The 22,922-nt window shown below is 69.2% G+C and carries 24 protein-coding genes and 1 pseudogene; 9 read left to right on the top strand and 16 right to left on the bottom strand.

What is annotated here, in order from left to right; all coding sequences use genetic code 11:
* Nucleotides 1-81 precede the first annotated feature (81 nt).
* From IPG65_RS07645 to IPG65_RS07635, 3 genes are read left to right on the top strand one after another with little or no spacing between them, the layout of a single operon-like run.
* A complete protein-coding gene (locus tag IPG65_RS07645) occupies nucleotides 82-702 on the top strand; it encodes a LemA family protein (protein ID WP_293188634.1) in 621 nt (206 codons plus the stop codon).
* A gap of 42 nt (nucleotides 703-744) precedes the next feature.
* Nucleotides 745-1,653 carry a TPM domain-containing protein gene (locus tag IPG65_RS07640; RefSeq protein ID WP_293188633.1) on the top strand — a complete coding sequence of 303 codons (909 nt, stop codon included), beginning with the start codon at nucleotides 745-747 and terminating at the stop codon, nucleotides 1,651-1,653.
* A gap of 5 nt (nucleotides 1,654-1,658) precedes the next feature.
* A complete protein-coding gene (locus IPG65_RS07635; protein ID WP_293188632.1) occupies nucleotides 1,659-2,198 on the top strand; it encodes a TPM domain-containing protein in 540 nt (179 codons plus the stop codon).
* Nucleotides 2,199-2,375: 177 nt separating this feature from the next.
* Here the strand turns inward: IPG65_RS07635 and IPG65_RS07630 are convergent.
* The 11 genes and pseudogenes from IPG65_RS07630 to IPG65_RS07580 form a co-directional block, all read right to left on the bottom strand.
* Nucleotides 2,376-3,660, bottom strand: a pseudogene (locus tag IPG65_RS07630) (IS1182 family transposase).
* Between the two features lie 184 nt (nucleotides 3,661-3,844).
* On the bottom strand, nucleotides 3,845-4,441 hold the full coding sequence (locus IPG65_RS07625; protein WP_293188631.1) for a Crp/Fnr family transcriptional regulator: 597 nt from the start codon (nucleotides 4,439-4,441) through the stop codon (nucleotides 3,845-3,847).
* Nucleotides 4,442-5,258: 817 nt separating this feature from the next.
* Nucleotides 5,259-5,678 (bottom strand): F0F1 ATP synthase subunit epsilon, encoded by a 420-nt coding sequence (locus IPG65_RS07620; RefSeq protein WP_293188630.1) that lies wholly within the window; start codon nucleotides 5,676-5,678, stop codon nucleotides 5,259-5,261.
* Between the two features lie 61 nt (nucleotides 5,679-5,739).
* On the bottom strand, nucleotides 5,740-7,143 hold the full coding sequence (gene atpD / locus IPG65_RS07615; protein ID WP_293188629.1) for a F0F1 ATP synthase subunit beta: 1,404 nt from the start codon (nucleotides 7,141-7,143) through the stop codon (nucleotides 5,740-5,742).
* Nucleotides 7,144-7,180: 37 nt separating this feature from the next.
* Nucleotides 7,181-8,059, bottom strand: a complete 879-nt coding sequence (atpG, locus tag IPG65_RS07610; RefSeq protein WP_293188628.1) for a F0F1 ATP synthase subunit gamma — start codon at nucleotides 8,057-8,059, stop codon at nucleotides 7,181-7,183.
* 26 nt (nucleotides 8,060-8,085) lie between these two features.
* A complete protein-coding gene (gene atpA, locus IPG65_RS07605) occupies nucleotides 8,086-9,699 on the bottom strand; it encodes a F0F1 ATP synthase subunit alpha (RefSeq protein ID WP_293188627.1) in 1,614 nt (537 codons plus the stop codon).
* A 49-nt stretch (nucleotides 9,700-9,748) separates the two neighbouring features.
* Nucleotides 9,749-10,279, bottom strand: a complete 531-nt coding sequence (locus IPG65_RS07600) for a F0F1 ATP synthase subunit delta (protein ID WP_293188626.1) — start codon at nucleotides 10,277-10,279, stop codon at nucleotides 9,749-9,751.
* Nucleotides 10,280-10,294: 15 nt separating this feature from the next.
* The gene (locus IPG65_RS07595; RefSeq protein ID WP_293188625.1) at nucleotides 10,295-10,765 is read right to left on the bottom strand and encodes a F0F1 ATP synthase subunit B; all 471 of its coding nucleotides are present in this window, start codon (nucleotides 10,763-10,765) and stop codon (nucleotides 10,295-10,297) included.
* A gap of 55 nt (nucleotides 10,766-10,820) precedes the next feature.
* Nucleotides 10,821-11,069, bottom strand: coding sequence for a F0F1 ATP synthase subunit C (gene atpE / locus IPG65_RS07590; RefSeq protein WP_293188624.1), 249 nt, complete (start codon nucleotides 11,067-11,069; stop codon nucleotides 10,821-10,823).
* A 67-nt stretch (nucleotides 11,070-11,136) separates the two neighbouring features.
* Entirely contained in the window at nucleotides 11,137-12,024 is an 888-nt protein-coding gene (gene atpB, locus IPG65_RS07585; RefSeq protein WP_293188623.1) for a F0F1 ATP synthase subunit A, read from the bottom strand.
* Between the two features lie 67 nt (nucleotides 12,025-12,091).
* Nucleotides 12,092-12,604, bottom strand: coding sequence for an ATP synthase subunit I (locus IPG65_RS07580; protein ID WP_366820261.1), 513 nt, complete (start codon nucleotides 12,602-12,604; stop codon nucleotides 12,092-12,094).
* Nucleotides 12,605-12,736: 132 nt separating this feature from the next.
* On the opposite strand from IPG65_RS07580, the gene IPG65_RS07575 reads away from it, so the two are divergent.
* From IPG65_RS07575 to IPG65_RS07550, 6 genes are all read left to right on the top strand, one after another.
* On the top strand, nucleotides 12,737-13,672 hold the full coding sequence (locus tag IPG65_RS07575; protein ID WP_293188622.1) for an aminotransferase class IV: 936 nt from the start codon (nucleotides 12,737-12,739) through the stop codon (nucleotides 13,670-13,672).
* Entirely contained in the window at nucleotides 13,669-13,974 is a 306-nt protein-coding gene (locus IPG65_RS07570) for a DUF493 domain-containing protein (protein WP_293188621.1), read from the top strand. Before IPG65_RS07575 ends, IPG65_RS07570 begins: the two co-directional genes overlap by 4 nt.
* Before the next feature lie 65 nt (nucleotides 13,975-14,039).
* Complete coding sequence (gene lipB, locus IPG65_RS07565) at nucleotides 14,040-14,744, top strand: lipoyl(octanoyl) transferase LipB (protein WP_293188620.1); 705 nt, start codon at nucleotides 14,040-14,042, stop codon at nucleotides 14,742-14,744.
* Nucleotides 14,741-15,742: a lipoyl synthase gene (lipA, locus tag IPG65_RS07560; protein WP_293188619.1), complete on the top strand. Its 1,002-nt coding sequence runs from the start codon at nucleotides 14,741-14,743 to the stop codon at nucleotides 15,740-15,742. Before lipB ends, lipA begins: the two co-directional genes overlap by 4 nt.
* A 1-nt stretch (nucleotide 15,743) precedes the next feature.
* The gene (locus IPG65_RS07555; RefSeq protein WP_293189995.1) at nucleotides 15,744-16,067 is read left to right on the top strand and encodes a YnfA family protein; all 324 of its coding nucleotides are present in this window, start codon (nucleotides 15,744-15,746) and stop codon (nucleotides 16,065-16,067) included.
* A gap of 6 nt (nucleotides 16,068-16,073) precedes the next feature.
* Nucleotides 16,074-16,961 (top strand): DMT family transporter, encoded by an 888-nt coding sequence (locus IPG65_RS07550; protein ID WP_293188618.1) that lies wholly within the window; start codon nucleotides 16,074-16,076, stop codon nucleotides 16,959-16,961.
* 81 nt (nucleotides 16,962-17,042) lie between these two features.
* Here the strand turns inward: IPG65_RS07550 and IPG65_RS07545 are convergent, their stop codons facing one another.
* From IPG65_RS07545 to ptsP, 5 genes are all read right to left on the bottom strand, one after another.
* Nucleotides 17,043-18,083 carry an NADP-dependent oxidoreductase gene (locus IPG65_RS07545; RefSeq protein ID WP_293188617.1) on the bottom strand — a complete coding sequence of 347 codons (1,041 nt, stop codon included), beginning with the start codon at nucleotides 18,081-18,083 and terminating at the stop codon, nucleotides 17,043-17,045.
* A gap of 87 nt (nucleotides 18,084-18,170) precedes the next feature.
* Complete coding sequence (locus IPG65_RS07540; RefSeq protein ID WP_293188616.1) at nucleotides 18,171-19,508, bottom strand: HAMP domain-containing sensor histidine kinase; 1,338 nt, start codon at nucleotides 19,506-19,508, stop codon at nucleotides 18,171-18,173.
* Nucleotides 19,505-20,302, bottom strand: coding sequence for a response regulator transcription factor (locus IPG65_RS07535; RefSeq protein ID WP_293188615.1), 798 nt, complete (start codon nucleotides 20,300-20,302; stop codon nucleotides 19,505-19,507). Before IPG65_RS07535 ends, IPG65_RS07540 begins: the two co-directional genes overlap by 4 nt.
* Nucleotides 20,303-20,389: 87 nt before the next feature.
* Nucleotides 20,390-20,845: a Spy/CpxP family protein refolding chaperone gene (locus tag IPG65_RS07530; protein ID WP_293188614.1), complete on the bottom strand. Its 456-nt coding sequence runs from the start codon at nucleotides 20,843-20,845 to the stop codon at nucleotides 20,390-20,392.
* A 133-nt stretch (nucleotides 20,846-20,978) separates the two neighbouring features.
* Nucleotides 20,979-22,727, bottom strand: a complete 1,749-nt coding sequence (gene ptsP / locus IPG65_RS07525) for a phosphoenolpyruvate--protein phosphotransferase (RefSeq protein ID WP_293188613.1) — start codon at nucleotides 22,725-22,727, stop codon at nucleotides 20,979-20,981.
* Nucleotides 22,728-22,922 lie beyond the last annotated feature (195 nt).

Below are 22,922 nucleotides of genomic sequence, written 5' to 3'. Positions count from 1 at the left end.
GCCCTCCACCTACACGCCAACCCGCCGGCGGCGTGGTATGTTGCGCCGCGAACAATCTCTTCATCCTTCGGAGAACAACCCATGAAAAGCTGGCTCATCAAACTCGGCGCGGTGCTGGCCGCGGCCCTGTCGCTCGGCGGCTGCGGCTACAACGACTTCCAGCGCCTGGACGAGGCCACCAAGTCGGCCTGGAGCGAGGTCGTCAACCAGTACCAGCGCCGCTCCGACCTGATCGACAACCTGGTCAACACCGTCAAGGGCGAGGCCAACTTCGAGCAAGAGACGCTGACCCGCGTGATCGAGGCGCGCGCCAAGGCCACCAGCATCCAGGTCACGCCCGAGACGCTGAACAACCCCGAGGCGTTCAAGCAGTTCCAGGCCGCGCAAGGCGAGCTGTCCAGCGCTTTGAGCCGCCTGATGGTGACGGTGGAGCGCTACCCCGACCTGAAGGCCAACAAGGCGTTCTCGGACCTGCGCGTGGCGCTGGAAGGCACCGAGAACCGCATCGCCGTGGCGCGCAACCGCTACATCCAGGCCGTGCAGGAGTACAACGTGCTGGCGCGCAGCTTCCCGACCAACCTGACGGGCATGGTCTTCGGCTACAAGGCGAAGGAGAACTTCACCGTGGCCAACGAGGCCGAGATCTCGCGCGCCCCGCGCGTGGACTTCGGCGGCGGCGCGGCGCAGCCGGCCTCGCGCTGATCGGCCGAACCGTCCAGTCCACCGGCCATACTTGGATAAAAAGTGCCTCCAGCCCGCATCCGTTATGCGCTGATAGCTATTTTATTAATAGCATTCTCGGTCTTCGGCGCACACGCCCAGGCACTGCTACCGGTGCCACCGCTGACCGCGCGCGTGATCGACACCGCCGGCACGCTGGACGCCGCGCAGCGCGGCACGCTGGAGGCCAAGCTGGCCGCGCTGGAGCAGGACAAGGGCGCGCAGGTGGTGGTGCTGGTGGTGCCCACCACGGCGCCGGAGGACATCGCCGCCTACGCCAACCGCGTGGGCAACACCTGGAAGATCGGCCGCAAGGGCGTGGGCGACGGCCTGATCCTGCTGGTGGCGGTGCAGGACCGGCGCATCCGCATCGAGGTGGCCAAGACGCTGGAAGGCGCGGTGCCCGACATCGCCGCCAGCCATGTCATCAATGAGGCGATCGCGCCGCGCTTCCGCCAGGGCGACTACGCGGGCGGCCTGCAGGCCGGCGTGGACCGCCTCGACGCGCTGGTGCGCGGCGAGGCGCTGCCGCCCGTGGCCGCGCCGCCGGGCCAGGCCGGCGCGATCGAGAACGGGTTCGGGCTGTTCGAGGCGGCCATCCTGCTGTTCATCGCCGTGCCGGTGGTCAGCGCCGTCGCGCGCGGCATCCTCGGGCGCAAGCTGGGCGCGCTGGCCACGGGCGCCGGCGCGGGCGGGCTGACCTTCGTGGTCACCGCCAGCATCGCGCTGGCGGCGGTGGCGGGCGCCATCGCCTTGCTGTACGCGCTGCTGGCCGGCGCCATGTCGGCCCTGCCGCGCTCGCGCGGACGCGGCGGCGGCTGGGGCGGGCCGGTCATCCTGCCGCCATCCAGCGGGGGCTGGGGCCGCGGCGGCGGCTTCGGCTCCGGCGGCGGGGGTGATTTCGGCGGCGGCGGCGCCAGTGGAAGTTGGTGAGGCCCATGATCAAGACCATCGCCCGACTGCTGCGCCACCGCTGGCTGGACGAGGCCGACGCGCGCCGCGCCGTGCCGCCCGCGCTGGCCGAGCGGCTGCGCCAGCGCGTGGCCGCCAGCGAGCGGCGCCACACCGGCGAGATCCGCATCTGCGTGGAAGGCGGCCTGCCCACCAGCTACCTTTGGCGCCACCTGCGGGACGGCCTGTCGGCCGAGGACATCGTGCGCCAGCGCGCGCTGATGATGTTCTCCAAGCTGCGCGTGTGGGACACCGAGCACAACAACGGCGTACTGATCTACCTGCTGCTGGCCGAGCACGCCATCGAGCTGGTGGCCGACCGGGGCGTCAGCCGCCTCGTCCCGCCCGCGGCCTGGCAGGCCATGGCGCGGCAACTGGGCGGCGCCCTGCGCGAGGGCCGCTTCGAGGACGGGCTGACACAGGCGCTGGAGGAAGTGTCGGCCGTGCTGGTGGCCCACTTCCCCGAGGCCGAGGACGCGCCGCTACGGCCTCTCAACCAGTTGCCCGACGAGCCCGTGCTGCGCTGAGAAGCTGTGAAGCAAACGCCTGACGCCATGACCGAGACGGCAATGGACCTGCGGCGACGCAATCGACCGCGCGGCGCTGGTGCGGGCGGTTCAGCGGGTGCGCGAGCCGGTAGGTGGGTTTGCAGGGATGCTGGCGCGAGCCGGTAAGGCCCGGATACGGGCGTATTCGCCCGTGCTTCAGTACACGAAGGCGATGTTCAGCGAGGCCATGCGCATGAGGTTATGGGCCAGCGCGTGCCACAGCAGTACGGCACGGGTCTTGGCCAGGCCACGCACGTTGAACTGCAGCAGTCCACGCCGTCGCAGCTGGGCGTTGGCGCACTCCACCATAGCCCCGCGCCGCGTGTACAGCAACTTGCCTTCGGGGCTGGCCATGCGTTGTCGCCATGCGGCCAGATGCTCGCTGTCAGTGCTCTTGGGCTCGTAGGGGTCGATGTTGGGGTTGCGGCTCTTGGGTAGCGGCAGCATCGGCGCAGTGCCTTGCTCGGCCAGGTGTTCGATGGCTGGCAGCTTGGTGAAGCCGCCGTCGGCCAGCCAGTGCGCAGGGGTGATCTCGTAGCGCCGCTGCAGCTGCGCGTGCATGGGCACCATCTGGTTCATGTCGCTGCCGCTGTTGACCACGTCCACCGCGGCAATGAGCTGAGTGGCCGCGTCCACCGCCAGTTGGGCATTGAACGCCGGGCGGAAGCCTCCGTCGGCCATCTTCATGACCCGTGCTTCGGGGTCGGTGCTGCTCACGCGCGGCTCGGGTTCGGCCTTGGCCGCCGGCGGGGTGCCCGCGGGCGGCTCGTCCTTGCAGCAGCGGCGGCCTTCTTCGGCGCACGCGCCTTGTCGATCTCATCCATCGTCGCCAGCGCTTGCGCCAGGCGCTGTTCACGCTCGCGCGCGGCGCGCTCCTGGGCGGCGTGCTTGCGCCGCGAACTGGCGCCCGCGTCGGCATCGAGTTCGGCCTTCAACGCCTGCACCTGAGTCTGCGCCTGAGCCATGAGTTGCTGCAGTCGACCCTTGCGCCGGAAGCTTGCCGCCTTGGCCGAGGCACGCACGCGCAGGCCGTCTTGCGCCACCACGTTCAGCGTCACCAGCTTGCGATCGAGCAGCGAGGCGATGCTGCGCGTGAGCTGTTGGTCCAGCCACACCTCATGCTCGGTGCGCAAGTCCGCCAGCGAGTGGTAGTTGACCCCGACGCCGCCGCACAGCCAGCGGTAGGCGTTGTCGCGCTCGCACAGGCGGTCGACCTCACGCGCGGAGCCCACGCCGTCGACGGTGGCCCACAGCCCAGGATCGCCGGGTCGATCGCCGGGCGTCCGGCGCCGCCTTGCACGGCCTTGATGCGCGCGTACAGCGGCGCGAGGTCCAGCGATTGCGCGAACGCCCACACCGTGCGGGTCGGGTGATCGGGCGGCAGCAGCGAGTCCAGGTCGCAGGCCCGCAGCTCGACTTGGTCTCGCTGCGGACTCATCACGCGCACCGCGGCAGATGCACCGCTGGCGACCTCTTCGCTTCGGGCTGCCGGAATGGGCAGCTCTTGTTCGTCGAACAACCCCGCGTGGCGCTGTTCGGGCTTCGGCTGATCGGCGTCGGTGCTCATGCACCGCTCAACGCCGGCCCGAGGCTATTGGTTCACAGGTTCTGAGCGGACCGGGCGCTCAGCCCGCGGCCCGGGCGCCGCGCTGTTCCAGCGCCGCCACCTGGTCCACCAGGCGCCTGTTGACCGAGTGGACCGCGTCCAGCTCCTGCTGCAGGGCCTTGCTGACCTGCGCCAGGGTCAGCAGCTTGCGGTTGGTGTCGCGCAGATGGTCGGCGATGCGCTTGGACATGGCCAGCAGCAGGCGCGCGGCCACTGCCGGCTCGTCGTCGATGAGCCGGGTCAGCGCCTCGCGCGTCAGCATCGCCAGCGCCACGTCGCTCGCCGCGGTGCAGGTGGCCGAGCGTGGGCTCTGGTCGATCAGGCCCATCTCGCCGATCAGGCTGCCGGGGCCCAGCACCGACACCACGATGCCGTCGTGGGCCACGGCGTTCTCCACCGTGACCTCGCCTCCCAGGACCAGCGCCATGAAGTCGCTGCGCCCGGTCTGGCCCTCGCGGATCAGCACCGTGCCCACCGGCACGCGGTGCGGGCGCATGTAGTCCACGACCTTGCGGGCATCGGCCTTGCTCAGGGCCACCAGCGCGCCGTCCGTCACCAGCAGCGTGGCGGCCTTGTTCTGAACGCTTTCGTCGAGCCGGGGTTTGCCGATGAACATGGCGGCCATTCTAGGGAATGCTGGCCCCGGCGCCCAGACTGCGGGAACCGGGATCGGCGATATCGGCATAGGGGGCAGCCCTGATGGACTGCACCCCTGCCACACCACCCGGCATGCGGGTCCGCACCGGGCGGTTCGAGAGTTTGAGGTCATGAGAGTCTGGGAAGACCCAGTCTCTCTCGTCAGCGCCGCCTCCAGCAGGCCACCAGTGCCCGCCTTCGGCTTTGCCGACCCTGTGCCCTGGTGCTCCAGCAGCGGGCCGCAGGCTTCGTCGCTGGTGGGATCACGCGCGGCTTCACCGCGCGCTACGCCCTCCCGCCCGGATTTCCCCGGCATCTGACGCATGGCCTTTGACATCACACGTGTCCTCAGTCACTCACTCTCGTTCGGTCCTTCGCCCTTGCCTTGTGGCTTCCTCAGCCCCGGCTCCAGCTACTACGACCTCTGCTGACTTCTCGCTCCGGCAAAGCCGTCGGGCTTTCACCCACAAGGCGAGATCTCCCCAGGTAAGAACGCACACCTTCTTCGCACAACCGCCGCATCTACGCCACCTCGCTTTGGTCACAAGAGCTTTGCGGTTTCTCGCCCGCTCGCCCTGCTTGGCAACGCCTTCTATGCGGTTCTTGTCCATCGGCTCGCGATTTACGCTCCACGCTTCCTTCCCACGCTCGGTCGCCCTCGCGCAGTTGCGCTTCGCTTTGCTCACCGTGACCAGCTCGCAGCGGGACTTGCACCCGCAGGTGTGTGACCATGCTGGGCGCACCCAAAGAACAAAGCCCGCCAGAAGGCGGGCTTCGCGGCAGGCGCCGAGGTACGCTCAGCGCTTCTGGCGGTACTTGCGCAGCGCGGCGATCTGGGCCGCCAGGACTGCCAGTTCGGACGTGGCGCGGGCCATGTCGATCTCGCTCTTGGCGTTCTTCAACGCTTCCTCGGCGGCCCGCTTGGCGGCGTTGGCCTTCTCGTCGTCGAGGTCCTTGCCGCGGATGGCGGTGTCGGACAGCACGGTGACGACATGGGGCCGCACCTCCAGGATGCCCCCGGCGACGAACACGAACTCCTCGCCGCCGCCGGCCTTCTGGATGCGCACCGAGCCGGGCTTGATGCGCGTGATGAGCGGCGTGTGGCGCGGGTAGATGCCCAGCTCGCCGGCTTCGCCGGGCAGCGCGACGAACGTGGCCTCACCCGAGAAGATGGACTCCTCGGCGCTGACCACGTCGACGTGAATGGTGTTGGCCATGCTTTCGTTCCTGTTTGAGCATCAGGCGCCGAGGCTGAGCGCTCGGCGCCGGGAGGCGAGATCAGACCTTCTTGGCCTTCTCCATCGCTTCGTCGATGGTGCCGACCATGTAGAAAGCCTGCTCGGGCAGATGGTCGCACTCGCCGCTCACGATCATCTTGAAGCCCTGGATGGTGTCCTTGAGCGAGACGTACTTGCCGGGCGAGCCGGTGAACACCTCGGCGACGTGGAAGGGCTGCGACAGGAAACGCTGGATCTTGCGCGCGCGGGCCACGGCCAGCTTGTCCTCGGGGCTGAGTTCGTCCATGCCCAGGATGGCGATGATGTCGCGCAGTTCCTTGTAGCGCTGCAGCGTGCCCTGCACCTGGCGGGCGACGTTGTAGTGCTCCTCGCCCACCACCAGCGGGTCGAGCTGGCGGCTGGTGGAGTCGAGCGGGTCCACGGCGGGGTAGATGCCCAGCGCGGCGATGTCGCGCGACAGCACCACGGTGGAGTCCAGGTGGGCGAAGGTGGTGGCGGGCGACGGGTCGGTCAAGTCGTCGGCCGGCACGTACACGGCCTGGATCGAGGTGATGGAGCCGACCTTGGTGGAGGTGATGCGCTCTTGCAGGCGGCCCATTTCCTCGGCCAGCGTCGGCTGGTAGCCCACGGCGGAGGGCATGCGGCCCAGCAGCGCGGACACCTCGGTGCCGGCCAGCGTGTAGCGGTAGATGTTGTCCACGAAGAACAGCACGTCGCGACCCTCGTCGCGGAACGACTCGGCGATGGTCAGGCCCGTGAGCGCCACGCGCAGGCGGTTGCCCGGCGGCTCGTTCATCTGGCCGTAGACCATGGACACCTTGGACTCGCCCAGGTTCTCCAGGTTGACGACGCCGGATTCGGCCATCTCATGGTAGAAGTCGTTGCCCTCGCGGGTGCGCTCGCCCACGCCGGCGAACACGGACAGACCGCTGTGCGCCTTGGCGATGTTGTTGATGAGCTCCATCATGTTCACGGTCTTGCCGACGCCGGCGCCGCCGAACAGGCCCACCTTGCCGCCCTTGGCGAAGGGGCAGATCAGGTCGATCACCTTGATGCCGGTCTCCAGCAGCTCCTGCGACGGGCTCAGCTCGTCGTAGGTCGGGGCCTTGCGGTGAATGGACGCCATGTGCTCATGGCTGACGGGCCCGCGCTCGTCGATGGGGTTGCCCAGCACGTCCATGATGCGGCCCAGCGTGGCGGTGCCCACGGGCACCATGATCGGGCGCTCGGTGTTGGTCACCATCATGCCGCGGCGCAGGCCATCGGACGAGCCCAGCGCGATGGTGCGCACGATGCCGTCGCCGAGCTGCTGCTGCACTTCCAGCGTCAGCGGGGAGCCGTCCATCTTGAGCGCATCGTAGACCCTGGGCATGTGGTCGCGCGGGAACTCCACGTCGACCACGGCGCCGATGCACTGAACGATTTTTCCTTGAACTTGAGCCATGTATTGCTCCAATGATGTGATTCGTCTTTGAACGGCGTCAGACCGCGGCCGCGCCGGCCACGATCTCCGACAGTTCCTTGGTGATCGCCGCCTGGCGGGTCTTGTTGTAGACCAGCTTCAGTTCGTTGATGACGTTGCCGGCGTTGTCCGTGGCGGCCTTCATGGCCACCATGCGAGCGGAATGCTCGGAGGCCATGTTCTCGGCCACCGCCTGGTAGGCCAGCGCCTCCACGTAGCGCACCAGCAGGTCGTCGATCACGCTTTGGGCGTCGGGCTCGTACAGGTAGTCCCACGAACGCTGCGAGCCGCTGTTGCGGGTCTCTTCCTGCATGCGCTCGGCCGACAGCGGCAGCAGTTGCTCGACCACGGGCTCCTGCTTGATGGTGTTGATGAACCGCGTGTAGCAGAGGTACACCGCCGAGAGCTTGCCTTCGGCATAGGCGTCCAGCAGCGTCTTGACGGGTCCGATCAGCTTGTCGAGGTGCGGCGTGTCGCCCAGGTGGGTGACGTGCGCGACCACGCGCGCGCCGATGCGGTTGAGAAAACCCAGTCCGCGCCCGCCGATGGCCACCGTCTCGATCGCCTGGCCCGCCGCCTGCGCTTCGCGCAGGCGCGTGGTGACGGCGCGCAGCAGGTTGGTGTTCAGGCCGCCGCACAAGCCCTTGTCGCTGGTCACCACGATGAAGCCGACCGCTTTCGCGTCGTTGGTCTTCATGAACGCGTGCACGTACTCGGGGTTGGCTTCCCCGAGGTTGGTCGCGATGTTGCGGATCTTCTCGCTATAGGGGCGTGCCGCGCGCATGCGGTCCTGCGCCTTGCGCATCTTGGAAACGGAGACCATTTCCATGGCCTTGGTGATCTTCTTGGTGTTCTCCACCGATTTGATCTTGCCGCGTATTTCCTTGCCTACTGCCATTGTCGTGGCTCCTTAAGTCAGGATGCTCAGGCGAAGGATTTCTTGAAGGCCTCGATGGCCGCGGTCAGTTCGGCCTCGGCGTCGATGCAGGTCTTCTTGAAGGTTTTCTTGTCCGCGCTGTCGGAATCCTTGGCGGGCTTGTTGTCCCACTTGGCGCCGTTCTGCTCGATGGTCTGCAGCAGCGCGGCGTGCTTGTCCTTGAGATAGCCGTGCAGGCCGCTTTCGAACGGGAGAATCTGCTTGACGGCCAGATCGTCCATGTAGCCCTTGTTGACCGCGAACAGCGAGGCCCCCATCAGGCTGATGGACAGCGGGCTGTACTGCGGCTGCTTGAGCAGTTCGGTCACGCGGGCGCCGCGGTCGAGCTGCTTGCGGGTGGCTTCGTCCAGGTCGGAGGCGAACTGCGCGAAGGCCGCCAGTTCACGGTACTGCGCCAGGTCGGTACGGATACCGCCGGACAGGCCCTTGATCCAGTTGGTCTGCGCTGCGGAACCCACGCGCGACACCGAGATGCCGGCGTTGATGGCGGGGCGGATGCCGGAGTTGAACAGGTTGGTTTCCAGGAAGATCTGGCCGTCGGTGATGGAGATCACGTTGGTCGGCACGAAGGCGGACACGTCGCCGGCCTGCGTCTCGATGATCGGCAGCGCGGTCAGCGAGCCGGTCTGGCCCTTCACGGCGCCCTTGGTGAAGGCTTCGACGTAATCGGCGTTCACGCGGGCGGCGCGCTCCAGCAGGCGGCTGTGGAGATAGAACACGTCGCCGGGGAAGGCTTCGCGGCCCGGCGGGCGGCGCAGCAGCAGCGACACCTGGCGGTAGGCCACGGCCTGCTTGGACAGGTCGTCATAGACGATCAGCGCGTCCTCGCCGCGGTCGCGGAAGTACTCGCCCATGGTGCAGCCGGAGTAGGCGGCCACGTATTGCATGGCGGCCGACTCGGAGGCCGAGGCGGCCACGACGATGGTGTAGGCCATGGCGCCGGCCTGCTCCAGGGCGCGCACCACGTTCTTGATGGACGACGCCTTCTGGCCGATGGCGACGTACACGCAGGCCATGTTCTGGCCCTTCTGGTTGATGATGGCGTCGATCGCCACCGCCGTCTTGCCGGTCTGGCGGTCGCCGATGATCAGTTCGCGCTGACCGCGGCCCACCGGCACCATGGAGTCGATGGCCTTCAGGCCCGACTGCACCGGCTGGCTCACCGACTGGCGCGCGATCACGCCCGGGGCGACCTTCTCGATCACGTCCGTCATCTTGGCGTTGATCGGGCCCTTGCCGTCGATGGGTTGGCCGAGCGCGTTCACCACGCGGCCGATCAGTTCGGGGCCCACGGGCACTTCCAGGATGCGGCCCGTGCACTTGACGGTGTCGCCCTCGGAGATGTGCTCGTATTCGCCCAGGATCACGGAACCGACCGAGTCGCGCTCCAGGTTCAGGGCCAAACCGTAGGTGGGTTGGCCGCCGGGCGTGGGCGGGAACTCCAGCATCTCGCCCTGCATCGCGTCCGACAGACCATGGATGCGCACGATGCCGTCGGTGACCGACACCACGGTGCCTTGGTTGCGCACATCGGCGCTGACGCCCAGGCCCTCGATGCGGCTCTTGATCAGTTCTGAAATCTCGGTGGGATTGAGTTGCATGACTCGTTCCTAGTCGTATAAGTTATCGAGCAGCCAGGGCCTGCCTGTGTCAGGCAGTCAGGGCCGATTTCATTTGTTCGAGGCGCGCCTTGACGGAGGTGTCGAGCACCTCGTCGCCCGCCACCACGCGCACACCGCCGATCAGCGACGGGTCGGCCTGCTGGGTCAGCTGCAACTTGCGCCCGAAGCGCCGCTCCAGCGACCGCAGCAGATTCGCCAGGTCGCCCGCGGACAGCGGGAAGGGCGTGTACACGACGGCATCCGTGGTCCCGCCGACACCGCTGGCGAGCGCGCGAAACTGGCGCGCCACCTCGGGCAGCACCGCCAGGCGATCGTTGTCGATCACGGTGCGCAGGAAGTTGGCCGCGCGTGTGGGCAACGCCGTGCCGAGCACGCTGGAGACCAGATCGAACACCTGGTTCTCACGCGCTTTCGGGTTGGCCGCGAACGGAAGCAGCTCGTCATGCGAACCCGCCAGCGCCAAGCCATCCAGCCAGCCCTGCGTGCCCGCCAGATCGTCGCGGCAGGATTTGAACAACGCTTCCGCGTACGGGCGCGCGATGGTCGCGAATTCAGCCATGAACCGCTCCTATCATCACAGCTCGGTCTGCAGGCGCGACAGCAACTCGGCATGCACCGCCGGATTGACTTCCTTGCGCAGAATCTGCTCGGCACCCTTGACGGCGAGTTGCGCCACCTGCTCGCGCAGGGCCTCGCGCGCGCGGATGGACTGCTGATCGGCTTCTGCCTTGGCGGCCGCGACGATCTTGTTGCCTTCTTCCGTGGCACGCGCCTTGGCGTCCTCGATGATGGCCTGGGCGCGGCGCTCCGCGTCCGCCATGCGTTGGGCGTTTTCGCTGCGCGAGGCAGCCAATTCCTGCTCGACGCGCTTGTTGGCGGCGGCGAGCTCGGTCTTGGCCTTGTCGGCCGCGGCCAGGCCGTCGGCGATTTTCTGAGCCCGCTCATCCAGCGCCTTCGCGATCGGGGGCCACACGAATTTCATCGTGAACCACACCAGGATCGCGAACACGATCATCTGGACGAACAGGGTTGCGTTAATGCTCACGGCAGCACCCTTTCAGTCAGTTGAAACACTTGCGGCGAAACGAAAGCCGGGGTGTTTACTTGAGCACGAAGGGGTTGGCGAAGGCGAACATCATGGCGATACCGACGCCGATCAGGAAGGCGGCGTCGATCAGACCGGCCAGCAGGAACATCTTGGTCTGCAGTTCGTTCATCAGCTCAGGCTGACGGGCGGCCGATTCGAGGTACTTGCTGCCCATGATGCCGATGCCGATACAGGCACCGACGGCACCCAGACCGATGATCAAACCAGCAGCCAGAGCGACGAGGCCGAGTACTTGTTCCATTTGAAAGCTCCTGTAGAAGAAAAGTGAGGTTGGTTTAAGGAAAAGAGAAACTGAAGGGCAGCGGCGATCAGTGCGCGTCGTGCGCTTGGCCGATGTACACCAGCGCCAGCATCATGAAGATGAAGGCCTGCAAGGTGATGATCAGGATGTGGAAGATGGCCCAGACGGTGCCCGCGAGGACGTGGCCCACCGGCAGCAGCACGCCCGACAGCGAGGCCGCGGCGGCGCCGCCCATCAGGGCGATCAGCATGAACACCAGTTCGCCCGCGTACATGTTGCCGAACAGTCGCATGCCATGCGACACGGTCTTGGCCAGGAACTCGATCATCTGCATGGCGAAGTTGGCGATGCCCAGCAGCAGCGCGAACAGGGGGTTCTTGCTGGTGCCGAAGGGTGCCGACACCAGCTCGTGCGCCCAGCCGCCCACGCCCTTGATCTTGACGTTGTAGAACAGGCAGACCAGCAGCACGCCGATCGACATGCCCAGCGTGGTGGACAGATCGGCCGTGGGCACAGAGCGCATGTAGGCGTGGTGCTCGTCATGGCCGGCGACACCGAAGATCCAGGCCCACACCTTGGGAATCAGGTCCACCGGCAGCAGGTCCATCGCATTCAGCAGGAAGATCCAGACGAACACGGCCAACGCGAGCGGGGCCACCATCTTGCGGCTGTGCGCGTTGTGGACGATGCCCTTGGCCTGGTTGTCCACCATCTCCACCAGGAACTCGACGGCGGCCTGAAAGCGGCCCGGCACGCCGGAGGTGGCGGTCCTGGCCGCGCGGTACAGCAGCCAGCAGCCCACGACGCCCAGCACCAGCGCCCAGAAGATCGAGTCGTAATTGACAACGCCGAAGTCAATGACGCCCTTCATGGGGCGGTTTTGCCAATGGGTCAGGTGGTGACCGATGTATTCGCCCGCCGTGGGCCCGTGGGCAGCAGCAGTTTCAGCACTCATGAGCGTTTCGCATCCGTATCCATCAGGCCCGCTGGCAGTGCGCCACCGGGTGTTCTTCCTCTTCGGACTAGTTCGGGCGTCTGGCGGCGCGCAGGCTCATGCGCATCAAGCTCAACCAGTACACCTTCACCGCCACCACCAAGCCGATCAGCAACCCCGGCCAGCTCAGCTCCCTTACCAGACGAGGCGCCAGCACCAGCAGCACCACCGTCAGCACAATCTTCACAAACTCCCACAGAAACAGGTTCAGCAGCGCCCCGCCCGCCTGGGTGGTCAACCGCCCCACCGTGCCGCGCAAGAACAGCGCCGCTGGCCCCACCACCGCCAGCACCCCGTAGGCCACCGACCATGCGATCGCCATGCGACCAGTGAGCAGACCCGCCAGGGCCGCCACCGCGACACCGGCAGCGAGCTGCATCGCCAGCACATGCCAAAGGGAACCCTGCGGGTGATTCAGCCGCCACTGCCGCGCCTCTTGTGCGCTGAGCGGCTGGAACGCCTCCTCGGCAACCTCTTCTGTGTGATTGTGCGCGGCCCTCACCGAGGATTTTGATCGCAGTGCGCTTTTTTTCGCATTCACTGACACTGCAACGACACCCGGCGACGGCCCCAAAAACGCTGGATTATATGTGGAACCCGTACCGGTCAGGACTTCTGTGTGGCGCCATGGGCACACGCGCGACAATGGCGCGGGGCGCGCGACAATGGCCGCATGAGCTATTCCACCCAGCATCTGCCCGCGCTGCCCTGCTACCTGAACGGCGAATTCACGTCGCTGCCCGAGGCGCGCATCAGCCCACTGGACCGCGGCTTCATCTTCGGCGACGGCGTGTACGAGGGTATCGCGATCCACGCCCGGCCGGGCCAGACGCCGCGCGCCTTCCGCTTCGAGCAGCACATGGCGCGGCTGGAGTGCAGCCTGGGCGAGACCCGCATCCCCAACCCGCGAACGCGGGCCGAATGGCATCGAATTGCTCTTGATTTGATAGCTTCTCATGCAGACTGGGCGCAGGCCAATGGCCAAAACGATGCCGAACCCGAGCCTCGGGACTGGTTCTACTACCTCCAGGTCACGCGCGGCGTGGCGCTGCGCGACCATGCGATGCTGGTGGGCCTGGCGCCCACCGTCTTCGCCACCTGCCTGCCGACGAACCCGCCCACGCCCGCGCAGCGCGCGCAGGGCGTGGCCTGCGTCACGGCCGACGACTTCCGCTGGCAGAAGGCGCACATCAAGTCGACCAGCCTGCTGGGCGCGGTGTTCGCGCGCCAGATCAGCGTGGACGCGGGCGCGCTGGAGACGGTGATGTTCCGCGACGGCTTCCTGAGCGAGGCCGCCGCCTGCAACGTGTGGGTGGTCAAGGACGATGTGGTGATGGGCCCGCCCGCGGACCACCTGGTGCTGGAGGGCATCCGCTACGGCCTCATCGAGGAGCTGTGCCGCCAGGAGAGCATCGGCTTCGCGCTGCGCCGCCTGCCGCGCGCCGAGGTGCTGGCGGCCGACGAGCTGCTGCTGTCGTCGGCCCCGCGCGAGGTGCTGCCCGTCACCACGCTCGACGGCCGCCCCGTCGGCGGCGGCCGGCCCGGCCCCGTCTATCACCGGTTGTACGCCGCCTACCAACGCGCCAAGGACGCCCTCTTCACCCCATGACCACCCCCGCCACACCGCCCGCCGACGACCCCGCCCAGGAGCGCCGCGAATCGCTGATCGAGTACCCGGCGCCCTTCCCCATCAAGGTGGTGGGCGTCAACGAAGACGGCTTCGTCCACGCCATCACCCACATCGCCCGCCAGTTCGACCCCGGCTTCGACGCCGCCACCATCGAGCTGCGCGAGAGCGGCGGCGGCAAGTACCTGGGCGTGACCATCACCGTGCTGGCCACCAGCCGCGAGCAGCTCGACGAGTTGTACCGCGCGCTGTCCACGCACCCGATGGCGCGCTGGGTGCTGTGATTTCAAGAAAAAATCGGCACCAGCCCGCACCCGAATTGCGCCATAAGCTACTTTATTAATAGCAAATGGAGATCCGTTTCCTGGGCCGCGCGGACTACGCCCCCACCTTCCAGGCGATGAAGGACTTCATCGCCCAGCCCGCGCCGGACCAGCGCGAGCAGTTGTGGATCTGCGAGCATCCGCCGGTCTTCACGCTTGGCCTGGCGGGTCGGCCCGAGCACGTGCTGGCGCCGGGCGGCATCCCCGTGGTGCCCACCGACCGCGGCGGGCAAGTCACCTACCACGGCCCCGGCCAGGTGGTGGCGTACCCGCTGATCGACCTGCGGCGGCGCGGCATCTTCGTCAAGGAATACGTGCACCGGCTGGAAGAAGCCGTGCTGCGCACGCTGGCGCGCTTCGGCGTCACCGGCCACCGCGTCGGCGGCGCGCCGGGCATCTACGTGCGGCTCGATGATCCATTCAGCCACGCCGTGCTGGCGCAAAGGCCGCGGCAGCACGTGCCCGGCGCGCCCGCGCCGCAGCCCGACTTCGGCGGCCTGGGCAAGATCGCCGCGCTGGGCATCAAGGTCAGCCAGCACCGCGGCTACCACGGCGTGGCGCTGAACGTGGCGATGGACCTGGAGCCCTTCGCGCGCATCAACCCCTGCGGCTACCCGGGCTTGCAGACGGTCGATCTTTCTACAATCGGCGTTCCGGTCACCTGGGACGAGGCGGCGCGCGAACTGGCCGCGCAGCTCGGCCGCCTGTTGGCCATCCAAGGAACACCATGACCCCACCCCAGGCCGGCCCCGATGCCCCCGTCGTCCGCGAAGCCCAGAGCCGCGAACACTACGACCCGCGCGCCAAGCAGAAGGCCGGCGCCAAGCTCTCGCGCATCCCGGTCAAGGTCGAGCGCGCCGGCCCCGCGCTCAAGAAACCCGAGTGGATCCGCGTCAAGGCCGGCAGCCCGACCACGCGCTTCTACGAGATCAAGGACATCCTGCGCCAGAACAAGCTGGTGACGGTCTGCGAGGAGGCGAGCTGCCCCAACATCGGCGAGTGCTTCGGCCACGGCACGGCCACCTTCATGATCATGGGCGACAAGTGCACGCGCCGCTGCCCGTTCTGCGACGTGGGCCACGGCCGCCCCGACCCGCTGGACCCGCAGGAGCCGGTCAACCTGGCCAACACCATCGCGCAGCTCAAGCTCAAGTACGTGGTCATCACCAGCGTGGACCGCGACGACCTGCGCGATGGCGGCAGCCAGCACTTCGTCGACTGCATCCGCGAGACGCGCGCGCGCTCGCCCGGCACGCAGATCGAGATCCTCACGCCCGACTTCCGCGGTCGCGACGACCGCGCGCTGGAGATCCTGAAGGCCGCGCCGCCCGACGTGATGAACCACAACCTGGAGACGGTGCCGCGCCTGTACCGCGAGGCGCGCCCCGGCAGCGACTACCAGTACAGCCTGAACCTGCTGAAGAAGTTCAAGGCCCTGCACCCTGCCGTGCCGACCAAGAGCGGCATCATGGTCGGCCTGGGCGAGACCGACGACGAGATCCTGCAGGTGATGCGCGACCTGCGCGCGCACGGCGTGGACATGCTGACCATCGGCCAGTACCTGGCGCCCAGCAGCGCCCACCTGCCGGTGCGCCGCTACGTGCATCCCGACGTCTTCAGGATGTTCGAGGACGAGGCCTACGCCATGGGCTTCACCCACGCCGCCGTGGGCGCCATGGTGCGGTCGAGCTACCACGCGGACAAGCAGGCCCAGGCGGCAGGGGTGTAAGCTGAAGACGCTGCTGCTGTTCGTCGCCACGGCGATCGCGGAGATCGTGGGCTGCTACCTGCCCCACCTGTGGCTGACGCGCGGCGGCTCGGCGTGGCTGCTCGTCCCCGCGGCGGCCAGCCTGGCCCTCTTCGCCTGGCTGCTGTCGCTGCACCCGACCGCGGCCGGCCGGGTCTACGCGGCCTACGGCGGCGTCTACATCGCCGTGGCGCTGGCGTGGCTGTGGGGCGTGGACGGGGTGCGCCCCACCGCGTGGGACCTCGCCGGGGTCGCGGTCAGCCTGGCGGGCATGGCGCTGATCGCGTTCCAGCCCCGGCCGACGTAGCCCGCCATGACCACCTCCTCGCGCACCGCCGCCAACCTGTACGCCCTGGCGGCCATCGGCCTGTGGGCCTCGCTGGCGACGCTGGGCGCGTCGCTGGCGCACGTGCCGCCGTTCCTGCTGACCGGGCTGGGGCTGCTGGCGGGCAGCCTGATCGCGCTGCCCCTGGCGCGCTTCGACCCGCGGCGGCTGGCCGTGCCCTGGCGGACGCTGGGCATCGGCGTGTACGGGCTGTTCGGCTACCACTTCCTGCTGTTCACGGCGCTGCGCCTGGCGCCGCCGGTGGAGGCCAACCTGGTCAACTACCTGTGGCCGCTGGGCATCGTGCTGATGGCGCCGCTGATCCTGCCGGGCGTGCGCCTGGGGCCAGCGCACGTGCTGGCGGCGCTGGCGGGCTTCGCCGGGGCGGCGATCGCCATCCTGGGCCGCGCGCCGAGCGGTATGCCGGTGGCGGATGCGGCGGGCGGCCACGCCGCCCTGGGCTACGCCTGCGCGGCGGGCGCCGCCTTCATCTGGTCGAGCTACTCGCTGCTGACCAAGCGGCTGGCGATGACCGGGCGCGGCTTTCCGACGGCGGCCATCGGCGGCTTCGGGCTGGTGTCGGGCGTGCTGGCGCTGGCCTGCCACGCGCTGCTGGAGCCGGCCGTCAGCTTGTCGGCGCGCGACGTGCTGCTGATCGCGGTGCTGGCGCTGGGCCCGCTGGGCGGTGCGTTCTTCCTGTGGGACAGGGCGCTGAAGCTGGGCGACGCGCGCCAGATCGGCGTGCTGAGCTACCTGACGCCGCTGCTGTCCACCCTGCTGCTGCTGTGGGCCAGCGGCCGGCCCCTGAGCGGGAACGTGGCGCTGGCCACCGCCCTGATCCTGGGCGCCGCCGTGCTCGGCACGCGCGCGCGCTGAGGCGCGGATTACAAGGAAAATCGGCCTGAAGCCGGCGTGGATATTGCGCTAACAGCTATTAATTCAATAGTATCCAGGCCCTCAATCCTGCGCCACTTCCAGCACCAGCTTGCCGAAGTTCTCGCCCGAGAACAGCTTGCCCAGGGCTTCGGGAAAGTTCTCCAGGCCGGGCACGATGTCCTCGCGGCTCTTCATGCGGCCGTCCTTCAGGTAGCCGGCCATCTCGGCGATGGCGACGGGGTAGCGGTCGGCGTAGTCGAAGACGACCATGCCTTCCATGCGCGCGCGGTTGACCAGCAGGCTCAGGTAGTTCCGGGGGCCGGCCGCGGGCGCGCTGTTGGCGTTGTTGTACTGGCTGATGGCGCCGCAGATGACGATGCGGGCCTTGCGCGCGAGCTTGGCCATCACGGTGTCGAGGATCTCGCCGCCGACGTTGTCGAAGTACACATCCACGCCCTTGGGCGCGTGTTCCTTCAGGCCCTCGCGCACTGCGCCGGGGCCGGCCTTGTAGTCGATGCAGGCGTCGAAGCCCAGTTCCTTGACCACCCACTCGCACTTGGCCGGGCCGCCGGCGATGCCGATGGCGCGGCAGCCCTTGATCTTCGCGAGCTGGCCCACGGTCTGGCCCACCGCGCCGGCGGCGCCGGAGACGACCACGGTGTCGCCAGCCTGGGCCAGACCCACGTCGAGCAGGCCGAAGTAGCCGGTCATGCCGGGCATGCCCAGCACGTTGAGCCACTGGCCGGGCGTGCCGACGCCCAGGTCGATCTTCACGAGGCCGCTGCGCTTGACCTCGTCGCCGGGCACCAGCGCGTAGTCCTGCACGCCCAGCGTGCCATGGACCACGTCGCCGACGGCGAAGGCCGCGTTCCGCGACGCCACCACGCGGCCGACGCCGCCGGCGCGCATCACTTCGCCGATGCCCACGGGCGGGATGTAGCTGCGGCCCTCGTTCATCCAGCCGCGCATGGCCGGGTCCAGCGAGAGCATCAGGTTCTTGACCAGCACGCCGTCCTCGGCGGGCTGGGCCACGGGCTCTGCGTGGAAGCTGAAGTTCTCGCGCGTGGCCGCGCCCCGCGGGCGGCTGGCGAGGCGGAATTGGCGGTTGGTGGCGGTGCTCATGGCGGTCTCCGGTTCGGTGGGGATGGCGGCCATGCTAGGCGATGACGCGGGTTGGCGTGCGTGCCCGAAGCGACAAGGGCCGTCGCGTCAATGCAGCCGCGCGCGGACCGACAGCCCCGGCGCGGCATGGCGCAGCGTGAGCACGCCCCCATGCGCCTGCGCCACCAGGCGGCACAGGTACAGGCCCAGGCCCACGCCGCCGGCCGCGCGCGCGCGGGCGCTGTCGGGCCGATAGAAGGGTTCGGCCAGCCGGGCCAGCATGTCCTCGCTCACGCCCGGGCCGAAATCGCGCACCTCGATCTCCAGCGCCGTGCCATCCGCCGCGACGGGCCGCAGATGCACGACGGGCGGCGGCTGCGCCGAGCCCGCGCCCGCGCCATGGCGCAGCGCGTTGTCGATCAGGTTGCGCAGCAGCAGGCGCACGCGCGCACGGTCCAGCGCCAGTGCGGGCAGTCCCGGCGCCACCTCCAGGCGCACGGCGCGTGCGGCCCTCGCCGTGGCGCCGCCGCGCGCGCCCAGTTCCTGCAGCACCTCGCGCACCAGCGCGGGCAGGTCCACGCTTTCGCGCTGCAGGGCCGCGTGCGGGCTGGCCAGGCGTTCGCTTTCGAGCAGGTCGCTGATGAGGTCGCGCATCTCGCCCAGGTCGCGCAGCAGGGCCGTGCGTTCGGCGGCCAGTTCGGGCGTGTCGGGCAGCAGTTCGGCGTTGAGCCGCGCGCGGGTCAGCGGCGAGCGCAGTTCGTGGCTCATGGCCAGCAGCAGCGCGCGCTTGGCGTCGAGCATGGCCTGGATGTCCTGCGCCATGGTGTTGATGCGCTGCGCCAGCGCGCCCAGGTCGTCGGCGCGGCGCACCGGAATGGGCGTGCCGAACTCGCCGCGGCCGAAGCGCTCGGCGCCTTCGCGGATGTCCGTGAGCGGGCGCAGCAGGTGCTGCACGACGGCGTAGGCCAGCGCCACCAGCGCCAGCAGCGCGGCCAACGTGAGCCATCCGGTCGCATGCGGCACCACGCGCCACATCCGCGGCGAGGCGCCGAAGGTGACGCGGTGTCCATCGGCGGTGCGGCGCACGAACCAGGCGTCGCCCGCCTGCACGCCCTCGTCGTCCAGCCGCCGCTCACGCCAGCGGTGCGGTGACTGCGGGTCGGAGGACCAGTTGACCTGCGGCCCGCGGATGTCCAGCGTGATCGGCAGGCGCTCGGCCAGGGCCTGCGCCCGCGCCACATCCGGCGGGCTGCCCAGTTCGGCCACGAGGCGGTCGGCGTAGTCGATGAGCAGGGGCCGCGCGGCCTCGGACCAGCCGCCGCTGAAGGCCCGCTTCACGCCGCCGATGAACACGGCGGCCGTGGCCAGCGCCAGCAGCATGAACAGCAGCACCAGCCGCACGCGCAGCGACTGGCGCCAGCGCGGCGCCTGCGGCGCGGGTTTCATGGCACCTGCGCGGCCGGCGCCACGGCCAGCGTGTAGCCGGCGTTGCGCAGCGTCTTGATGCACGCCAACGGCTCCAGCTTGCGCCGCAGCCGGCTGACGACGATGTCCACCGCGCGCGTGTACAGATCGGCCTCGTGGCCGCGCAGCCGGTTGAGGATGTCGTCGCGGCCGAAGACCTTGCCGGGCTCGCGCGCCAGCAGCGCGAGCAGTTCGAACTCGGTGCTGGTCAGTTCCACCGGCTCGCCCTGGCGCAGCACGGCGCGGCGGTCGAGGTCGATGCTCAGGCCATCGAAACGCAGCAGCGCGGCATGCGGCGGCGCCTGCGGTGCCGGCGATGGGCGCACGCGCTGGCGGCGCAGGATGGTCTGCACCCGCGCCACCAGTTCGCGCGGCTCGAAGGGCTTGGGCAGGTAGTCGTCGGCGCCCATCTCCAGGCCCACCACGCGGTCCATCACCTCGCCGCGCGCCGTCAGCATGACGATGGGGATGTCGCCGAAGCCGGGCTGGGCGCGGATGAGGCGGCACAGCGCGAAGCCGTCCATCTCGGGCAGCATGACGTCGAGGATGGCGGCGTCGTAGCCGCCGTTGCCGGGCCGCCCCAAAGCGGCGGGCTCCCTCTCGGGGGGAAGCGATCCTCGCGCAGCGGGGAGCATGGGGGCCACAGCCTCGCGCAGCCGGGCCAGGCCCTCGCTGGGGCGCTGCGCGCTGTCGAGCGTGCAGCCGAAGCGCGCGAAGTAGCTGGCCAGCGGCGCGGCCAGGTGTTCGTCGTCATCGATCAGGAGGATGCGCGGCATGGGCGGATTGTGCGGCGGCGCGAAACACGCGGCGATCACGAGGCCGCGGGGCATCGCGCGGCACCCTCCGCCGCGCCGCGCGCGTGCTCAGCCATGGCGGCCCCAGCGGCGGCCGCGTTCCATGAACGCACGCACCTTCTGCTGCTGCGCGGGGTTCAGGTGGTCGAAGAAGTCGGCCGCGGCGGCGATCACCTCGGGGCTGCCGGCGCGCAGCACCGCCAGCTTCTCGTCCAGCAGCCGGTTGGCGCCGGCCTGGTCGAGCTTGTCGCCCGCGAAGAGCGCGCGGAACTGGGCGCGCGGCGCCTGATCGCCGCGCAAGGCCTGACGCTGCGCCTGCAGCTTTTGCGCCAGCACCTCCAGCTTCTGCTTCTGCGCCGCGTCCAGATCGAGTTTGTGGCCCACGCGCTCCACCATGCGGGCGCGCCAGGCGCCGGGATCGCCTTCGTGCCAGCGGTCGCGGTGGCCGGCACAGCCCGCCAGGCTGCCGGCCAGAACGGTGGCGCCCAGGGCGCCGAAGAGAGTGCGACGGATCCAGCTTTTCATGAGACTCTCCGAACGAGAACGGTTTGTTGAAGAAGCCTCGATGGTGCGCGGCAGCCCGCATCACCGGGTGTCGGCACCGTCGCGTTATGTTTCGTTTTTTGTCGGCCGGACGCGCCAGGCCCCGCGCACCGCCTCAGCCGCCCAGGAGCTCGGCGGGCTCGTCGCTGTCCAGCACGGCCTGGGCCCAGGGCGCCAGCTTGCCGGCGTCGGCGCGCAGGATTTCCTGCTTGACGGCGAGGATCTGCGACGGGTGCATCGAGAAGCTGCGCAGCCCCAGGCCGAGCAGCAGGCGCGTCATGGCCGGGTCGCCCGCCATCTCGCCGCAGACGCTGATGCCCTTGCCCTGCGCGTCGCACTCGGCGATGGTGGCGGCCACCAACTGCAGCACGGCGGGGTGCAGGGGGTCGAACAGGTGGGCCACCGATTCGTCGGCGCGGTCGATGGCCAGGGTGTACTGGATCAGGTCGTTGGTGCCGATCGACAGGAAGTCGAAGTGGCGCAGGAACAGCCGCAGCGACAGCGCCGCCGCGGGCACCTCGATCATGGCGCCGATCCTCACCGGGCCGTGCGCCTGGCCGCGCCGGTCGAGCTGCTCGCGCGCCTTGTCGATCAGCTCCAGCGTCTGGCGGATCTCGCCGGCGTGCGCCAGCATGGGGATGAGCAGGTGCACCTGCCCGTGCGCGGCGGCGCGCAGGATGGCGCGCAGCTGGTTGAGGAACATCGCCGGCTCGGCCAGGCTCCAGCGGATGGCGCGCAGGCCAAGCGCGGGGTTCAGGTGCGCGCTGTCGCGGCGGTCGTCCAGCGGCTTGTCGGCGCCGACGTCCACCGTGCGGATGGTCACCGGCAGGCCGTGCATGCCCTCGACGGCGTCGCGGTAGGCGCGGTACTGCTCTTCTTCGTCCGGCAGCTTGCCCTGCCTGCCCATGAAGAGGAATTCGCTGCGGAACAGCCCCACGCCGAGGGCGCCGACGGCCAGCGCCGCCCGGGTGTCGGTGGGTTGCTCGATGTTGGCCAGCAGCTCGACTTTCTGGCCGTCCAGCGTGACGGCGGGGGTGTTCTTCAGCCGCGCCAGGCGACCGCGCTCCAGCTCGCCCTGGCGCTGCTTGAAGCCGTATTCGGCCAGGATGATGGGCGAGGGATCGACGATCATCACGCCGGCGTCGCCGTCGATGATGACCCAGTCGTCCTGCCGCACCAGGTGGCTGGCCGAGCGCGCGCCCACCACGGCGGGGATGTCCATGCTGCGCGCGACGATGGCGGTGTGGCTGGTCTTGCCGCCCACGTCGGTGACGAAGCCGGCGAACACGCTCTTCTTGAACTGCAGCATGTCGGCCGGCGACAGGTCGTGCGCCACCAGCACCAGGGGCACGTCCAGCGTGTCGTCCAGCAGCAGGTCCTGCTGGCGCGGCGCGCGCGGCGGCGGCGCGGCCACCGGCTGGGCGGCGCCCTTAAGGTGGCGCAGCACGCGTTCGACCACCTGCTCCATGTCGGCCTTGCGCTCGCGCAGGTACTCGTCCTCCATCTCGTCGAACTGCCGCGCCATGGCCTCCAGCTGCGTGGTCAGCGCCCATTCGGCGTTGTAGTGGCGCTCGTGGATCCATTGGGCGACGCCGGCGGTCAGCGCCTCGTCCTGCAGCAGCATCAGGTGCACGTCCAGCAGCGCGGCCAGCTCGCCCGGCGCGTCCTTGGGCATGTCCTGCTGCAGGCGCTGCAGTTCCTCGGCGACGAAGGCGCGCGACGCCTGCAGGCGCGCCAGCTCGGCCTCGGTCTCCTCGGGCTGGATGAAGTAGTGCGCCACGTCCACCCGGCTTGACGCCACCAGCACCGCCCGCCCGATGGCGATGCCCCGTGCGACGGCCAGACCGTGGACGGCGAAGGTCATGACGTCACCGCCAGGGCGAACCCCGGCCGCCGCCGGGCCGCCCCAAGGCAGCCGGCGCCCCCTCGGGGGACAGCACAGCATGCGAAGCAGCGGAGCGTGAAGGCCACACCGAGCCGCCGCCCGGCCGCCCGAAGGCGGCGAGAGCCCCCTCGGGGGACAGCGCAGCATGCGAAGCAGCGGAGCGTGGGGGCCACA

The organism is Ottowia sp. (genome assembly GCF_016703145.1).
Classification (GTDB): Bacteria; Pseudomonadota; Gammaproteobacteria; order Burkholderiales; family Burkholderiaceae_C; genus Ottowia.
The sequence above is the reverse complement of the archived record's forward strand: the minus strand, read 5'-3'. Positions and strand labels throughout refer to the sequence as shown.

What these genes read in the sequence shown, in the direction of transcription:
- IPG65_RS07570 (WP_293188621.1), top strand. Translation starts at nt 13,669, where the DNA reads ATGACCACCCCCGCCACACCGCCCGCCGACGACCCCGCCCAGGAGCGC.
- atpD (WP_293188629.1), bottom strand. Translation starts at nt 7,143, where the DNA reads ATGGCTCAAGTTCAAGGAAAAATCGTTCAGTGCATCGGCGCCGTGGTC.
- IPG65_RS07535 (WP_293188615.1), bottom strand. Translation starts at nt 20,302, where the DNA reads ATGCCGCGCATCCTCCTGATCGATGACGACGAACACCTGGCCGCGCCG.
- IPG65_RS07545 (WP_293188617.1), bottom strand. Translation starts at nt 18,083, where the DNA reads ATGAGCACCGCCACCAACCGCCAATTCCGCCTCGCCAGCCGCCCGCGG.
- lipA (WP_293188619.1), top strand. Translation starts at nt 14,741, where the DNA reads ATGACCCCACCCCAGGCCGGCCCCGATGCCCCCGTCGTCCGCGAAGCC.
- atpB (WP_293188623.1), bottom strand. Translation starts at nt 12,024, where the DNA reads ATGAGTGCTGAAACTGCTGCTGCCCACGGGCCCACGGCGGGCGAATAC.
- ptsP (WP_293188613.1), bottom strand. Translation starts at nt 22,727, where the DNA reads ATGACCTTCGCCGTCCACGGTCTGGCCGTCGCACGGGGCATCGCCATC.
- IPG65_RS07600 (WP_293188626.1), bottom strand. Translation starts at nt 10,279, where the DNA reads ATGGCTGAATTCGCGACCATCGCGCGCCCGTACGCGGAAGCGTTGTTC.
- IPG65_RS07540 (WP_293188616.1), bottom strand. Translation starts at nt 19,508, where the DNA reads ATGAAACCCGCGCCGCAGGCGCCGCGCTGGCGCCAGTCGCTGCGCGTG.
- IPG65_RS07635 (WP_293188632.1), top strand. Translation starts at nt 1,659, where the DNA reads ATGATCAAGACCATCGCCCGACTGCTGCGCCACCGCTGGCTGGACGAG.
- IPG65_RS07575 (WP_293188622.1), top strand. Translation starts at nt 12,737, where the DNA reads ATGAGCTATTCCACCCAGCATCTGCCCGCGCTGCCCTGCTACCTGAAC.
- IPG65_RS07550 (WP_293188618.1), top strand. Translation starts at nt 16,074, where the DNA reads ATGACCACCTCCTCGCGCACCGCCGCCAACCTGTACGCCCTGGCGGCC.
- atpE (WP_293188624.1), bottom strand. Translation starts at nt 11,069, where the DNA reads ATGGAACAAGTACTCGGCCTCGTCGCTCTGGCTGCTGGTTTGATCATC.
- IPG65_RS07620 (WP_293188630.1), bottom strand. Translation starts at nt 5,678, where the DNA reads ATGGCCAACACCATTCACGTCGACGTGGTCAGCGCCGAGGAGTCCATC.
- IPG65_RS07625 (WP_293188631.1), bottom strand. Translation starts at nt 4,441, where the DNA reads ATGTTCATCGGCAAACCCCGGCTCGACGAAAGCGTTCAGAACAAGGCC.
- IPG65_RS07645 (WP_293188634.1), top strand. Translation starts at nt 82, where the DNA reads ATGAAAAGCTGGCTCATCAAACTCGGCGCGGTGCTGGCCGCGGCCCTG.
- atpG (WP_293188628.1), bottom strand. Translation starts at nt 8,059, where the DNA reads ATGGCAGTAGGCAAGGAAATACGCGGCAAGATCAAATCGGTGGAGAAC.
- atpA (WP_293188627.1), bottom strand. Translation starts at nt 9,699, where the DNA reads ATGCAACTCAATCCCACCGAGATTTCAGAACTGATCAAGAGCCGCATC.
- IPG65_RS07530 (WP_293188614.1), bottom strand. Translation starts at nt 20,845, where the DNA reads ATGAAAAGCTGGATCCGTCGCACTCTCTTCGGCGCCCTGGGCGCCACC.
- lipB (WP_293188620.1), top strand. Translation starts at nt 14,040, where the DNA reads ATGGAGATCCGTTTCCTGGGCCGCGCGGACTACGCCCCCACCTTCCAG.